Annotated in this window: 15 protein-coding genes; 12 read left to right on the top strand and 3 right to left on the bottom strand. The window is 44.4% G+C overall.

What is annotated here, in order from left to right; all coding sequences use genetic code 11:
- Positions 1 to 7: 7 nt before the first annotated feature.
- From DBZ36_RS12070 to DBZ36_RS12055, 4 genes are all read left to right on the top strand, one after another.
- Entirely contained in the window at positions 8 to 1,498 is a 1,491-nt protein-coding gene (locus tag DBZ36_RS12070; RefSeq protein WP_120355203.1) for a CoA-acylating methylmalonate-semialdehyde dehydrogenase, read from the top strand.
- Positions 1,499 to 1,671: 173 nt separating this feature from the next.
- Positions 1,672 to 2,355 (top strand): SDR family oxidoreductase, encoded by a 684-nt coding sequence (locus DBZ36_RS12065; RefSeq protein ID WP_120355202.1) that lies wholly within the window; start codon positions 1,672 to 1,674, stop codon positions 2,353 to 2,355.
- Between the two features lie 142 nt (positions 2,356 to 2,497).
- On the top strand, positions 2,498 to 3,454 hold the full coding sequence (locus DBZ36_RS12060; protein WP_120355201.1) for an SLAC1 family transporter: 957 nt from the start codon (positions 2,498 to 2,500) through the stop codon (positions 3,452 to 3,454).
- 223 nt (positions 3,455 to 3,677) lie between these two features.
- Positions 3,678 to 4,247 carry a hypothetical protein gene (locus DBZ36_RS12055; RefSeq protein ID WP_120355200.1) on the top strand — a complete coding sequence of 190 codons (570 nt, stop codon included), beginning with the start codon at positions 3,678 to 3,680 and terminating at the stop codon, positions 4,245 to 4,247.
- Between the two features lie 57 nt (positions 4,248 to 4,304).
- On the opposite strand, the gene DBZ36_RS12050 is transcribed toward DBZ36_RS12055, so the two are convergent.
- Together DBZ36_RS12050 and DBZ36_RS12045 are read right to left on the bottom strand one after the other, a co-directional pair.
- Positions 4,305 to 4,712 (bottom strand): lysozyme inhibitor LprI family protein, encoded by a 408-nt coding sequence (locus tag DBZ36_RS12050; RefSeq protein ID WP_120355199.1) that lies wholly within the window; start codon positions 4,710 to 4,712, stop codon positions 4,305 to 4,307.
- Positions 4,713 to 4,761: 49 nt separating this feature from the next.
- A complete protein-coding gene (locus DBZ36_RS12045; protein WP_147395023.1) occupies positions 4,762 to 5,160 on the bottom strand; it encodes a hypothetical protein in 399 nt (132 codons plus the stop codon).
- A 260-nt stretch (positions 5,161 to 5,420) separates the two neighbouring features.
- Between DBZ36_RS12045 and DBZ36_RS12040 the strand changes: the two genes are divergently transcribed.
- The 6 genes from DBZ36_RS12040 to DBZ36_RS12015 all read left to right on the top strand — a co-directional run bounded on the left by DBZ36_RS12040 (position 5,421) and on the right by DBZ36_RS12015 (position 11,852).
- Positions 5,421 to 6,437, top strand: a complete 1,017-nt coding sequence (locus tag DBZ36_RS12040; protein WP_120355197.1) for a TRAP transporter substrate-binding protein — start codon at positions 5,421 to 5,423, stop codon at positions 6,435 to 6,437.
- Between the two features lie 55 nt (positions 6,438 to 6,492).
- Positions 6,493 to 7,038: a TRAP transporter small permease subunit gene (locus DBZ36_RS12035; protein WP_120355196.1), complete on the top strand. Its 546-nt coding sequence runs from the start codon at positions 6,493 to 6,495 to the stop codon at positions 7,036 to 7,038.
- Positions 7,031 to 8,353 (top strand): TRAP transporter large permease, encoded by a 1,323-nt coding sequence (locus DBZ36_RS12030; RefSeq protein WP_120355195.1) that lies wholly within the window; start codon positions 7,031 to 7,033, stop codon positions 8,351 to 8,353. The genes DBZ36_RS12035 and DBZ36_RS12030 overlap by 8 nt, the downstream gene beginning before the upstream one ends.
- Positions 8,354 to 8,388: 35 nt before the next feature.
- Positions 8,389 to 8,880: a gluconokinase gene (locus DBZ36_RS12025; protein WP_120355194.1), complete on the top strand. Its 492-nt coding sequence runs from the start codon at positions 8,389 to 8,391 to the stop codon at positions 8,878 to 8,880.
- 30 nt (positions 8,881 to 8,910) lie between these two features.
- Positions 8,911 to 10,701 carry a phosphogluconate dehydratase gene (gene edd / locus DBZ36_RS12020; RefSeq protein ID WP_407641488.1) on the top strand — a complete coding sequence of 597 codons (1,791 nt, stop codon included), beginning with the start codon at positions 8,911 to 8,913 and terminating at the stop codon, positions 10,699 to 10,701.
- Between the two features lie 143 nt (positions 10,702 to 10,844).
- A complete protein-coding gene (locus tag DBZ36_RS12015; RefSeq protein ID WP_120355192.1) occupies positions 10,845 to 11,852 on the top strand; it encodes a substrate-binding domain-containing protein in 1,008 nt (335 codons plus the stop codon).
- A 56-nt stretch (positions 11,853 to 11,908) separates the two neighbouring features.
- Here DBZ36_RS12015 and DBZ36_RS12010 read toward each other — a convergent pair whose 3' ends face one another.
- A complete protein-coding gene (locus DBZ36_RS12010; protein ID WP_120355191.1) occupies positions 11,909 to 12,823 on the bottom strand; it encodes an aminoimidazole riboside kinase in 915 nt (304 codons plus the stop codon).
- Positions 12,824 to 13,042: 219 nt separating this feature from the next.
- On the opposite strand from DBZ36_RS12010, the gene DBZ36_RS12005 reads away from it, so the two are divergent.
- Entirely contained in the window at positions 13,043 to 14,059 is a 1,017-nt protein-coding gene (locus DBZ36_RS12005; protein WP_120355190.1) for a LacI family DNA-binding transcriptional regulator, read from the top strand.
- Positions 14,060 to 14,233: 174 nt separating this feature from the next.
- The gene (locus DBZ36_RS12000; RefSeq protein WP_120355189.1) at positions 14,234 to 15,496 is read left to right on the top strand and encodes a sugar ABC transporter substrate-binding protein; all 1,263 of its coding nucleotides are present in this window, start codon (positions 14,234 to 14,236) and stop codon (positions 15,494 to 15,496) included.
- Positions 15,497 to 15,522: the final 26 nt, after the last annotated feature.

The raw sequence follows: 15,522 nt of genomic DNA, 5'->3' as shown, positions 1-15,522 counted from the left end.
TACAACGATGTATCAAATTGGACATTTTATCGACGGCGAGTCCGTAAACACTGGTGAAAGCTCTAGCCAGATCTACAATCCGTCAATCGGCGAAGTTGCAGGGCAAGTTTTATTGGCCGGTGAAAAAGAGCTAGAATTAGCACTTGAAGCCGCTAGCAAGGCCTTTCCTGCTTGGCGCAATACCGAACCAGTTAAGCGCGCCCGGATTATGAGCAAGTTCAAAGAACTGGTCGAACTGCATAGTGCTACCATTATTGAACTTATTGGCAAAGAGCACGGTAAAATTTCTCATGACGCAAAAGGTGAGATAGCTCGCGGCATTGAGAATATTGAGTATGCTTGTTACGTACCAGAGTTACTCAAAGGCGAATACAGTAAAAATGCTGGGCCTAGCATCGACACTTGGACAGAACTACAGCCCTTAGGCGTTGTAGCCGGGATCACTCCGTTCAACTTTCCTGCCATGGTGCCCTTGTGGATGTATCCGATGGCCATCGCCTGCGGCAATACCTTCATCTTAAAACCCTCTGAAAAAAACCCTAGCGCGGCGCTATTTATAGCCCAGTTACTTAGTGAAGCCGGATTACCTAAGGGTGTCCTAAATGTAATCAATGGCGATCAATATGCGGTTGAATCGCTACTAAAAGATGACCGCGTCAAAGCAGTGAGCTTTGTTGGTTCTACGCCTATCGCTAAAAGTATTTATCAACAAGCCAATGCAAACGGCAAACGCTGCCAGGCATTGGGAGGGGCGAAAAACCACGCTATTGTAATGCCCGATGCCGATATTGAAAACGCTAGCAATGCCTTATTAGGTGCAGCATTTGGCTCATCGGGCGAGCGCTGTATGGCAATTTCAGTTGCGGTGACCGTTGGGGATGAATGCGCAGAACAGTTAGTCTCAAGTTTACTCAAAAAAATCCCCCAATTAAAAGTGGGATCTTTTGAGCACGATAGCAACGATTTTGGACCCGTGATCAGTGCTGCGCATCTACAAAAAGTAGAACAGCTTATTCAAAGTGCTGCTGACGATGGTGCAAGCTTACTCATTGATGGCCGAAACACCCCCGTCAATGGGCCGTCAAGCGGCTACTATGTTGGTGGCACTTTAATTGACCACGTCAGCGCGGATATGCTTAGCTACCAAGAAGAGATATTCGGACCCGTTTTATTAGTGTTACGTTGTCAAAGCTTAGAGCAAGCCATGCAAGTTATCGCGGCGCACCCTTATGGCAATGGCACATGTATTTTCACCCGCGACGGTGAAGCCGCTCGTTATTTTAGCGATCATGTTGAAGTAGGTATGGTTGGTATTAACGTGCCTTTACCCGTACCGGTTGCCAGCCATAGTTTCGGCGGCTGGAAACAGTCTTTATTTGGCGATCTAAATGCCTATGGTCCGGATGCGGTGCGCTTTTACACGCGCAAAAAAACCATTACCCAACGCTGGCCGTCGTCTAGCCTTCGTGAGTCAGCACAGTTCGCATTCCCAAGCTAAACCAACGAAAAATATTATGGCGCGGCACTCTAGTCGCGCTTTATTGATCGCATATCTCCAAATAGCAAAACATAGAACTTCCTTATCTTTTAGATTTAAACAAGCCCTTACTTTTTAGATGATGAATGCTAAATTAAAGGGACTTAAATGGGACTTTCTGGGTTGAACAGTAAATGGAAACAGTTTTAATTACAGGCGCTTCACGCGGGATCGGACTAGAGCTAAGCCGTCAGTTTTTGCACCTTGGCTCTCGTGTTATTGCTACCTATCGCGGACAAGCCAGTGCGGCACTTGAGGCTTTAAAAGCAACTGGCGAATTAAGCCTTTACCCCTTAGAAGTCACCGACCCAGAGGCCATTGCGTCACTACAAGAGCAACTTAAAGCGACCCGCTTGGACATTCTGATCAACAATGCCGGTATCAAAGGCGATGAACATCAAAATCTAGATGATAGTGACCCGCAGCAATGGTTAAAAGTTTTTGAAGTAAACACCATTTCCCCTTTCCTTGTGAGTCGGGCATTTATCCCCAATTTAAAGCAAAGCGCCAATCCGCGGATAATCACCGTCTCTAGCCAAATGGGAGCGCTGAGTCATACAGGAACAGGTATGTACGCTTATCGAAGCTCGAAAGCGGCAACCAATAAAGTGATGCACACTTTGTCTCAAGAACTTGGACCATTAGGCTTTTGTGTTAACCCTATTCATCCGGGATGGGTAAAAACCGATATGGGCGGTGATAACGCAGAGCTAACGGTTGAGCAAAGCGTTACAGGTATTGTAAAACTTATCCAAGGTTTGACCTCCGAGCGTAATGGCACCTTCTACAATTGGGATGGCAGCGTTCATCAATGGTGAGGATTTGGAAAACGCTCTTTAGGATTTACAATCCGTAACATGTTTACATCATGATTTTTGACCCCTTATTGCGTTAGTATCAGATCGCATCATTGAGCCCTAAAACTAAATTGCCACGTTACTAAGCTAGGAATTAATAATCATGAAATCGCTAAGACACAAACTAAGTTCGGTGCCAAGCCCGCAATCAGGTTTAGCACTAGCGATTGCAAGCTTAGGTTTAACTTGGGAAGCCATTATACCAAGTGACAGTGTGGTCCAACATTTATCCGCCTTATTAGCCTTGCTGGTTCTTTTACCAGTCGTATTAAAGTTTGTACTTAGCCCTTCCCTTTTACTTAATGAGTTAAAAAATCCTGTAGCTGGCGCCATGTTACCGGTTATCACCATGGCAATAATGGTGATCAATGCGTCTATCGCAGATTACCATTTAGGACTTGCACTTAGCCTAAATGTGCTAGCCTTTTGCCTACAACTTGCTTTGTCCATTGGATTTATTGCGAGCAGGTGGAAAGACTTTAGCTTTGCTCAAATGATTCCCTGCTGGTTTATACCGCCAATAGGATTTGTGCTGTTAGTCTTGGTCAGTCCAGTTCCCTTGCCAAATTTGCTTTTGACTTTAATTTTGTATGGAGCCCTGTTGGCATATGCCTTGTTACTACCGTTGATCATGCTGAGACTAAAAAGCCAACAACTCCCCATTGCACAGCGGCCTATCCTTGCGATTATGGCAACCCCAGCCAGCTTAATACTAGCCGGCTTCTTGGACTCAGGTTTAGAGTTAAACAACGGCCTAATACTTGGTTTAAGCGTCATCGCAATTTCAATGACCATTGCGGTCTACATCGCCCTATTTGAATTGATAAAACTGGACTTCACACCCGCCGTAGCTGCGTTTACCTTCCCATTGGTCGTGAGTGCCACCGCACTTATAAAGCTACATACTTACATGCAAACCATGGAGACTAGCTCAACGGCTTTGGGTATTATTCAAGCTCTATACTGGTTGGAACTTGCCATTGCTAGCGCAATGTTACTCTACGTTATTATTAGATACCTTAAATTCTACAGCGGCAGACGGCTTGCCAAAATCCCTTAATACTGAGCGTGACTGCCAAATGAGCGTAAGTCGATTCGTAAAAGTAAGCGTTTATCTGAGATGCCTTGCATGAGCTAAAACTCAACAAGCTAATTTGCTGAACTATACTCAAAGGAGGCGCGCTAGTCGCGAACCATTTTCAATAAGGGCTAAGCTTATTAGTTTTTTGATTTAGAGATTTAGGCGAACAAATAAGCTGCCTGTAAACAGTTTTGGAGACTATATGTTACTGCTAGATAAAATTGTAAGCACCTTCTCTGATTTGATTATTGCGCTGCCGGCAAAAGATAAAGCCAATAGAACAGAAATACGTGAGGTTCTGCTTGGAGTACAAACTCAGATGGAAAGGTCAATTGAATTGACGATCGTTTATATCAACGCCAGCAAACAAATCCCTAGCTCACAACAACTTTCCGTCCACCTAAAACAAGCTCCGAGTGCGCTAATAGGCAGCTACAATGAACATGAAGTTTGCACTAAGCTTTACGGCTTGGCGGATCGTTTTAAGTCAGTTTTTTCATCAATCAAAGGTTCAATCGCCATGGGGCAAATAAACGCTGTAGAAAAACTTATCTGTGAGTTAGCTTCAGGTGAAAGCATCGTCATCGAGGGGCTAAGAAATACAACCGAGCAAATGTACCTCTATGGGGAAGAGCTAAGTTATCTCACTGATGTAGAGTTTGAGCAAAAAAAGACTGAAATCTTTTGTTGGCAAGATCAGGAGTGCAAAGAACTAAGGGTTCAGCTCAATTCGTTCCGAGCTTCGGTAAAAGATGTACTAGACCGAATGTGATGCGAATTGATACATACTTTCCCAAACTGGATTTCCAATAGTTCCAATTGGCCGTTACTACGGTTGTTCTAACACCGGTGGAGTGCTATCCATATAGGTTAAGTAATTTTCCCACAGATCGAAACTGCGCTGTTTGGTAAGCTTTATTTGGCACGATAAAGACATCAATCCGCGAATACTGCCTTCTCTCCACATGGTATAAACAGCATCACAGTGAGCTTCACGATAGGCTAGCCACTTAACTTGAGCCTGTCCTATCGCGTCGACCAAAGGCTGATCAAAGCTGTTATGCGATAGGCTCGTTTCTAAGTAACGCTGCATTTGCTGTTCTGCTTTTGCAAGTTCTAGCCCTTCGCAATAGTTAATGTCTGGTGTAGAGACTGCATTCTCACAATCAACCACTTCATTGGAGGCAAACGCACTGTGAAAGGAAAATATTAGATATAGAACTAAGTACTTTTTCATTTCATTCCTTTTGGATTAAACGTCGCTTAAAAGCTGCGATTTCCCTCAATTATGGCAAATCTATACACTTAAACGAACCTAAAATGGCATCATCATTTTGGTCTCGTTGATAGATCAAAAAAGTTTGATTACATTCCTGAGTTTGCCATGGCCTGCAATAGCTCACCGATAATGAGCAAGTTGTTTCGAAACACCCCGCTGACAAAGGATTGAGTTTATGCGCAATGCTAGAGCTGAGCATGTCGCTAAGTACCGAACCTACAGTTTGCTGCTCGTATAGCCCGCAACTGTAATTATCCTCACTAATTTCTTGCTCCAGATTACGGCCAATCTCCGTCACTATATGACGCGCGGCATGCCCATCAGCATCTGGAACATTTATATAGATATAGTGTCCAGCAACACCAAACAAACAACCACATCCAAGGACTAGAACGTTCTTAAACACACTTTACCCTGCCGAAAACCCAATTCTCGTAAGCATACACCAATACTAAGTCTTTCATTCTTTGTATAAAAAAGCTTGTCATTGAGTAGAGCTGATTTCCAATAAGAGTCGCCATAAACTTGAAAAGACCTTACTTACAGATAAATGTGCATTTTTTAAACTAATTGTGACCAATGTCTAAGATGTTACTCAATGTTACCGGTAACTTTGCTCGTGTTCCCGGTAACACCGGTTTAGCTACCAGAGTAAAGGATTAACTCATGACAACTAAAGTAAGCACCATCACCAGTGCTATTGCACTTGCCCTACTGTCGTCTTCAGTATTTGCAGCTGAGTTCAATTACAAGTTCCAATCTAGCGACCCATCAGGTGATAAAAACTTCCAAGTTCAGAAGGAATGGACCGAGCGTGTAGAGCTTATGTCTGGAGGTCGCATCGATATAGACCTGCTACCGGTCGCCTCAGTGGTCAAACATACTGAAACCTTGGATGCCATCAGAATGGGCGTACTTGACGGTCATATCACCGCAACGGGCTACTTTTCAGGTAAAGATCCAGCCTTTGGACTGATTGGTAACATGGTTGGAGCTTGGTCTGACACCAGCCAATTGTTGCAATATATTAATTATGGCGGTGGCTATGAATTGATGACTGAACTGTATGCGCCCTATGGAGTGAAGTATTTAGGCGGCTCAACCACTGGTGTTGAGGCTTTTGTATCCAAAGTACCGCTGGATGGCGTTGATGACTTAAAAGGCCTGAAACTTCGCGCACCAGAAGGCTTGGTCCAACAAATTTTTGCTGCCGCTGGAGCTGCCCCGGTTAATTTACCCGGTTCTGAAGTTTTTACCGGCCTAAGTAAAGGCGTTATCGATGCGGCTGACTACACCGTATTTTCCACTAACCACAAAGCAGGTATGAACGACATAGCACCTCACCCTGTTCAGCCTGGCTTCCACTCACTGCCAACCATCGATATCTCGATGAGCCAAAAGAAGTGGGACAAATTGCCGGCTGATCTGCAAGAAATAATGACCGTTTCAGTACGTGACTTTGCTCAGGACATTACCACTCAACTCAGTATCGCAGACCAAATGGCGGTTAAAGAAGCTCAAGCTAATCCCGATATCACAATACATGACTGGTCAGCTGATGAACGTAAAAAGTTTCGTAACATTGCCATGGGTGAGTGGGAAAAATATGCCCAGCGCTCACCAAACGCACAAAAAGTATATGAATCAATTACAACTTATCTAAAAGACTCTGGTCTTCTATAACAAGCTATTACGTAGGGGGAGTAAGTCGTACTCCCTACAATTTCGGATTTTTCATATGAATAGCTCAGACAACATTGAGGCCCCAAGGCCTAACAATATCTTAGACAGATCGATAGCCAAAGTAAGCGAGCTACTCAGCCTACTATTTGCTTTTACTGTCCTTATCTCATTTTACGAAGTACTTAGTCGCTATGTATTCAATTCGCCGACAATCTGGGTCCATGAAACGGCTTCGTTTCTTGGAGGGTCACTATTTGTCATTGGCGGCGCTTACGCATTAGCAACCGACAAACATGTGCGCGTTGTTTTAATTTATGACTCGGTATCAGCTAGAACTAAACGCTACCTAAACATCTTCCATCATTTGGCTGGATTGTTATTCAGCGGGCTTTTGGTCTTTGCGGCATGGCAAATGGTTAGTAACTCTTGGTTTACACCATGGGGAGAGATGCGTCTTGAAACCTCAGGTACTGCTTGGGATCCCCCATTCCCAGCCCTACTCAAGGGCTTAATTCTCGTGACCGTGAGTCTGATGTTTATTCAGTTCACGCTGCACTTAATTAGTGAAATCCAAGGATTACAGGAAGAAGACGATGTTTGATTTATCTTCGCTCGGTATTGCATACGGTAGTTTGCTGATGCTGGTACTGATGATTGGCTTACTGTTAACGGGTATGCAACTAGCGTTTGTCACCGGTTTAGTCGCACTGATTTTTACGCTCGGCTGGTTTGGAGTCGATGCCCTACCTCTGGTTACTAGTCGAATTTTCAGCTTCGTTAGCGGTTATGTGTTTTTAGCTGTGCCTATGTTTGTATTAATGGCCGCGCTATTAGACCGTTCAGGGATCGCTAGAGACTTATTCGATGCGATGAAATCAGTTGGACGTCGAGTGCGTGGCGGTGTGGCGGTACAAACCTTAATCGTCGCCGTGATTTTAGCCTCTATGTCGGGGGTTATTGGAGGTGAAACGGTATTGTTGGGTATTATCGCACTGCCACAAATGCTGCGCTTGGGTTACGATCGCAAACTAGCTATTGGTACCACTTGTGCCGGCGGTGCTCTAGGCACCATGTTGCCTCCAAGCATTGTATTGATAATCTACGGCTTATCGGCCTCAGTATCAATTGGCGATTTATTCAAAGCCTCATTTTTACCGGCATTAATCCTCGCCCTATTTTATATCGCTTATGTGTTAATTCGCTGCAAACTTAACCCGAGTTTAGCGCCACTCCCCAGCGAAGAAGAACTTGCGCGCGATGCTCAAAATAACCCTAGTTTCTTCAAAGCACTTTTTTTTCCGCTGCTTTCAGTCGCAACCGTACTCGGTAGTATTTACACCGGTGTTGCATCTGTAACCGAAGCTTCAGCTTTAGGTGTTGTCGGTATCGCAATTAGTGCTGCGATACGTAAAGAACTCAATTGGAACATGCTTAAAGAATCAACCATAGCAACCATGCGCACTTGCGGCATGATTATGTGGATAGGGATTGGAGCCTCCGCTTTAGTCGGGGTCTATAACCTGATGGGCGGTATCGATTTCGTTGAGACCAGTATTCTCACGCTTAGTGGTGGCGATGCAATGACCACCCTCATTATTATGATGGTCATCTTGTTTGTGTTGGGTATGTTTCTAGATTGGGTAGGCGTTGCACTACTAACAATGCCTATTTTTGTACCTATTATCATAGGCTTAGGCATGGATCCAGTATGGTTTGGTGTAGTTTTTTGTCTCAATATGCAAGTTGCTTTTTTATCGCCACCTTTTGGACCAGCAGCCTTCTACTTAAAATCAGTTGCCCCCAAAGACATCAGTTTAGGCGAAATTTTCACAGCACTACTACCCTTTATTGCCCTGCAAATCTCAGTGCTTACCTTGGTCATTCTGTTTCCTAAGCTGGCGTTGTGGTGGCAGTAAGCATATCGATTATCCCTTTAGTTAAAGTGAACTCCATGAAAACAAAAGTCGTCGTTATGGGCGTTTCAGGATGTGGTAAGTCATCGATCGGTAAGGCTTTGGCAAAAGCCTTAGACCTTAATTTTTTCGATGGAGATGACTACCACAGCCAAAGCAATATTGAAAAAATGCAAAGCGGTGCACCACTAACTGATGACGACCGACAGTCTTGGCTACTCAAACTTAGCGAATTGATTCTTGAGCAGCCAAATCTGGTACTCGCGTGCTCAGCGTTAAAACCCGAGTATCGCAATATCTTACGTCGCCAGTGTAGCGAGCTTCAGTTTGTCTATCTCAAAGGCGATTTTGACACTATCTGGTCGCGAATGAGTAGTCGAAAGAACCATTATTTTAAGGGGCCAAGCATGCTAGAGAGCCAATTTAAAGCGCTAGTTGAACCCTCAGAGCGAGAAGCAATACACGTTAGTTTGAAACAAGCTCCAAAACAAATGATTCAAGAGATTTTAGCCAAAATTAAAGCGCTTTAAGCGCTCAAATATAGGACCTACACAATGACGATTAATGCTGTGGTAGCCGAAGTGGCTAAAGTGATAATCCAACGAAGTAAGCAAAGCCGTAGAACATACCTCAACAACATCAAAGCTCAAGCTAACAAAGGTAAACAACGTAGTGGTCTAGGTTGTGGAAATTTGGCGCACACCGTTGCCGCTAGCAGCGATGCGGATAAAGTAGCCATTTTAGATTTCACCAAAACTAACTTAGGCATCGTCACTTCTTACAACGACATGTTAAGTGCGCATCAACCTTATTCCAACTACCCAGAAATAATAAAGGGCGCAGTTACCAGTCTAGGTAATAGCGCTCAAATCGCCGGCGGTGTTCCGGCTATGTGTGATGGGATTACCCAAGGCAATCAAGGCATGGAACTGTCACTGTTTTCGCGTGACCTAATCGCCCAAGCCACTGCCATTTCATTAAGTCATAACACCTTTGACGGCACCTTATTATTAGGTGTCTGCGATAAAATAGCCCCGGGTCAGCTTATCGGCGCTCTTGCTTTTGGCCATTTACCGACGGCATTTGTGCCATCTGGACCAATGGCCAGTGGTGTAAGCAACGATGAAAAAGTAAAAACTCGCCAGCAGTTTGTTGCAGGAGAAATTGATAAATCAAACTTGTTAGCTATGGAATGTAAGTCTTACCATAGCGCTGGTACCTGTACTTTTTTCGGAACCGCAAACACCAACCAACTGGTATTGGAAGCCATGGGCTTAATGCTACCAGGCTCAGCTTTCGTTCATCCCAATGACCCCTTGCGTAACAAACTAACTCAACACATTGCTACCTACCTTGCCAGTGTTTCAGCCATCAATAACAGCCCTAAAGCACTTGCTTATGTCGTGGACGAAAAATCAGTTATCAATGGTTTGGTAGCCTTGTTAGCGGCTGGAGGCAGTACCAATCACACCATTCATTTAGTCGCGATTGCTAAAGCTGCTGGGTGGCTAATCAATTGGGATGATCTAGACAAACTTTCACAAGTGGTGCCAATGCTCGTAAAAATGTACCCCAACGGTAGCGCTGATATCAACGATTTTCAGAACGCCGGCGCGGTACCAAGTTTAATGGCAAACTTAGCTCAGCGCGGGCTTATTTTTATGGATGCCAATCCAGTATATGGCAGCATGAAGGACTATGTGACCAGTCCATATTTAGATGCAAACCAAGAGCTTAACTATCAACACGCAACCCAGAGCAGCAACACAAAAGTATTAGCTAGTTATGATCATTGCTTTAGTCCATCCGGCGGATTAAGACTGCTCAGCGGTAACCTTGGGCGAGGCATCATGAAGGTCAGTGCAGTGGCCCATGACCAACAGCGAATCAAAGCTCCCGCTCGCGTATTTGACTGCCAACACGCCGTTGAACGCGCCTACAAATTGGGACAACTACAACAAGATTCAGTGATTGTGGTGCGTTTCAATGGGCCGTCGGCTAATGGCATGCCTGAGCTACACAAATTAATGCCAATTATGGGCAATCTGATGAAACAAGGCTTTAAGGTGGCACTTTTAACCGACGGTCGATTATCGGGCGCTTCAGGTAAAGTACCGGCAGTAATCCACATCACTCCAGAAGCGAATCGAGGCGGGCTATTGTCCAAAATTGTAGATGGTGATTTAATCGAAGTGGATGGCAAGAGCGGAAAGGTAAACGTATTGGAAAATATTCAACACCGAGACGCCTGCGACTACAAACCTGTTGAAACCTTTGGCAGTGGTCGCGACTTGTTTAGCTTATTTCGCGAAAGCATCTCGAGTGCGGAACAAGGCGCGAGTATTTTCTAATCCTCGGCCATTGCAAAGCCAGCTGACTGCTCTAGCACTTGCTATAGAGGTTTTGCAATGCTCCGCTGTTACTTACTGATATCGAAAGTATTTAAAACTTTGTCGACTCAAATTGGCAATCACACTGACTATGTATGGGATCTATGAGCTTTAAGAAACAGCGACCAACCCTACAGGATATTGCGGATAGAGTTGGGGTTACAAAAATGACGGTAAGCCGTTATTTGAGAGATCCGAACAAAGTTTCCGAGTCTGTAGGAAGCAAAATACAGCAAGTTGTTATCGACATCGGTTATGTACCTAACCGCGCTCCGGATATTCTGTCGAAAGCTAAAAGCTATTCCATAGGTGTATTACTGCCGTCACTGACTAATCAGGTGTTTGATCACGTGCTTAGAGGCATTGAACATGTAATTGAACCCCAGGGTTATCAGGCCATGATTGCGCACTATGGCTATGGGAAACACGTTGAAGAAAAACGCATAGAAGTGCTACTAGGCTACAACGTCGACGGTATAATTCTATCGGAAAGTTTCCACACCGAGCGCTCAAAACGCATACTCAATGCCTCGGGTATTCCGATTGTTGAAATCATGGATTCAGTGTCTCCCCCCATGCAACAAGCCGTTGGTTTTGACAACGCTAAAGCCAGTATGGATGCCACAAATCTACTTATTTCTAAAGGACGAAAACGCATCGTCTACTTGGCAGCGCGTATGGATGAGCGAACTCAGTTAAAAATTCACGGATATGAAACCGCCTGTGAAGCCGCGAATATAGAACCTCGACTGGTTAGTACCATTGAAGCGTCATCCTATAGCTTGGGCGCTAAGTTGCTGCAAGAAGCGGTGAACAAATACCCAAATTTTGACGCTATTTGTTGTACCAACGATGACTTAGCCATTGGCGCTCTATTTGAAAGCCAGCGCCTTGGAATAAAAGTACCCGAAGACCTATCGATTATCGGGTTTCATGGTCACAACATTGCCAGTGTGATTAGCCCAAGTTTAGCGTCCGTTGTTACTCCACGTGAGCAAATTGGTAAAATCGCTGCCGAAAAACTGATCTATCGGCTTAATCATCCAAATCAGCCTATACTCACGCGAGTAACCAGCTTACAAACTGAATTCTTTTTTGGACAAACCTTTTAGCTCAAGGTCAAGTTAATCAACGCTCAAACTTTGGTAAGTCTAGTAAAAGCTGTTGATTACAGAAAAGCTCGTAGTTGAGTTTCGCTTGGTAAGGCTGTCATGGCGCCTTTTTGAGTCGTTGCTAAAGCCCCACAGGCGTTGGCCCAGTTAACGGCGTCTTCTACTATCGTCCACTGCTGCCAGTCTTGAGTTCGCGCTAAATTAGCCAGTAAACCTCCAACAAAAGCATCACCAGCGCCAGTTGTATCAACCGGTACAATGGGTACTCGTGCAAGCAAGCGTTGCTCCCCTTGAAAGACAACCAAAGCACCTTTAGCCCCTTGAGTGACGATCACTAAGCTTGCGCCATAGTCGGCAACTTTGTTAAGCCCTGCTTGTTGGCTATCCGCTCCGGTGAGAAACAGTAACTCGTCGTCAGAAAACTTAATCACATCGGCCAAGGAAAGTGCTTGAGCTACAACCGACTTAATCTGATCTGGATGTTCCCAAACCTCTTCGCGTAAATTGGGATCAAAGCTAACAAATCCACCAGCTGCTTTAATATCCCGCATCGCTTGTAATGTTGTGCTGCGGCTTGGCTCATTGGCCAAAGATATTGAGCACACATGTAACCATTGATTGGCTTCAAACTTTGGGATATCGCATGGCTGAAGAAACTGATCGGCACTAGGCTTCACCATGAAAGTGAAACTACGCTCGCCTTCAAATAAATCCACGATGACTGTTGATGTGCGTTGCTTTGGGTCAAGTACCATCGAACTGGTATCAACTGACTCGTCTTGCAGCGTTTGCAACATAAACCGCCCTAAAGGGTCTTGTCCAACTCTACCTATAAACGCAGCCTTTCCTCCTAAGCGAGCAATCGCGACGGCTACATTTGCTGGTGCACCACCAGGACATTTAAGATAAGTAGTTTGTGTATCAGGAATGAGATCAACAACAGCGTCGCCGCTTACCCAAACATTGTTCATTTTAGTATCACCTCGTTGTTACGAATAAAACAACTATCCGCTAAAACGATTTAGCAGTAAAGTTTTTCGTAAAATCAGATATGCTTATCGTTCAAAAATGTGAGCTGAACAGAATTTTTTGACCACAGTTTTACAAACTGAAAACTAACGATTTCAATTGTTGGGTGTGCGAAGTAGCATTGCAAACCCAGCGGTCGACAATGCATTAACGTGGTAGATATGAGCGTAGATGAAAATAAGAAAAATCTGAAGATAGCCGACATCGCAGCACTTGCCGGTGTGTCTAAATCTACGGTCAGTTTTGTCCTAAATGGTCATGCCAAGAAACATCGCATCACCGAAGACACCGTCAAAAAAGTAGAGCGGATTGTAAAAAAATACAATTACCGCCCGAATCGCTATGCGCTTGCATTGAAATCTAAAATCAGCTCTACGGTTGGGATTGTCATACCAGACTTATGTAACATTGGGTTTGCTAACGTAGTCAAAGAACTTGAAAGACTTTATCGCGATAATAATTATCAGCTGTTAATCGCTAGTTCTGAAGACAATATTGAACTTGAAAAAGCCTCTGTTCAAAGCTTACTGGATAGACAAGTTGATTTACTAATTGTAGCGTCAAGCATGAGTGACGATAGCTACTATCGTGATATTCATGCTACGACGCCGGTGCTGTTCTTTGACCGCAATATTCAGAGTGATTATATTTCTTCAGTGTGCAGCGACCAAGTACAATCAACCAGACAAGTAGTCGCAAAACTAGCCCAAGGTTTATCTGAATGCGTGTACATAGGAGGGCAATTTGAGCTAAGCCCTAGTCGAGACCGCTTAGAAGGTTTTAAGCTAGGTCTTTGCGATGCTAAACTAAACTTTAAACCCGAGCACGTTTTCCACAAAGACTATCAAAGCGACTCCGGGTATTTGTTAATGTCAGATGTAGTTTCTCAGTTTAATGGCCTTCCCCCGGCCCTCTTCACGGCATCGTATTCACTTTTAGAAGGTGTTTTAAGGTACTTAAGTGAGCATAAACTACTTGCCACTGATATGAAGATTGCCACGTTTGATAACTATTCCATATTAGATTGCTTACCCAAAAGCATTGACTCAATAGAACAAGATTGCCAACTGATCGCGAAAACTTTGTTTGATAAGGCTGGCGCTTTAATGGGGAATTCAGCGATGCCAAGACTCTCGATAATACTGCCTTCTAAACTGCATTTACGATCAAAAAATTAAAATCAGCGACAAGCGGTTACGAAAGCACAGTCATACCCATACTAGAAAAAAATGTGTGAGCTAAACCTGCAAAACCGATTTAGCAGTGTTGCATGAGTATACATCTGTGCATAGGATTTACCCATCCAATATGATTGGACAAAAATTACAACGTTGTCATAATAAGGAATTATCATGCAAAAACTTACATGCAGTGTTTCAGCACTCACTTTGGGGATCATCTCTGCAACAGCAATGGCAGCCCCACAAGAAGTCACGATTTGGCGACACCAAACTGGCGAAGCAGAAATGAAAGCGTCTCAAGATATGGTCAATCGCTTTAACGCTTCTCAGGACCAATGGACCATCGTTCAAGAGTCAATCCCAGAGGGTACTTATACCCAAACGGTAACAGCAGCCGCCAAAGCAGGCCAACTGCCTTGCATACTAGACCTTGATCAACCGCTGGTACCCAATTTTGCCTGGAATGAATTCTTGCGCCCATTAGATGGGTTTATGGATGACGAACTTCTAGCTCAAATTAATACATCTGGCAAAGGTACGTACAACGGTAAGGTGTATTCTGTCGGCCAATTCGATGTAGCGTTGTCCCTTTTCACAACTAAATCGCTACTAAAAGAAATTGGTGCTAGAACTCCGACCGTTGATAAGCCTTGGACTAAAGATGAGTTTATGGCTGTTCTAGAAAAGATTAAAGCAACTGGCAAATTTCCATATGCTTTTGACATTGAAGCTGGGAATACCGGTGAATGGGTTCCGTATGCCTGGTCTCCGATGATGATTTCTTGGGGAGCTGATCTGATCGACAGAACCAACTATGTTGAATCTGACGGCACGCTCAACTCCGATCAAGCTATTGAGTTTGCAGAGTGGATGCGCTCGTTAGTCACTGATGGATATATTGATCGCCGACCATCTGATTCGGATGGCTTTCCCGCTGGCCGCGTTGGATTGCAATATACTGGATCGTGGGCAGTCGGAAGGTTTGATGAAAAATTTGGTGACGACTTAGCCATTTTACCTGTGCCTGATTTTGGTAATGGACCATCAATTGGTGGCGGCTCCTGGCATTGGGCGGCGACAACAGCCTGCAAGACTCCTGATGCGGCAGCCGCTTTTTTGAATCACCTTGCCTCTGCACAAGAAATTGCCAACATTTCAGTTGCAACCAGCTTGATTCCTACGTCTGATAAAGCAGCAGCTTTAACCCCACATTACCAAAATGGTGGTAAATGGCGCGGATTCTACGAGTTCTCTGGTCAATACGCTCAATTACGTCCTGAGACGCCTGCTTACGCGGTTATTTCAAGCTCCTTTGATAAGGCGATGCACGATGTACTCGATGGAAAAGACCCAGTAGAAGCATTAGATATTGCTGTCGATAACATCGAAGCTTCCATTGAGAGAAACAACGGTTATGGCTTTCCAATGAAATAAAGCAAGTGAACCATGGGTCTCAAATT

This window comes from Alginatibacterium sediminis (genome assembly GCF_003610775.1).
Classification (GTDB): Bacteria; Pseudomonadota; Gammaproteobacteria; order Enterobacterales; family Celerinatantimonadaceae; genus Alginatibacterium; species Alginatibacterium sediminis.
The sequence above is the reverse complement of the archived record's forward strand: the minus strand, read 5'-3'. Positions and strand labels throughout refer to the sequence as shown.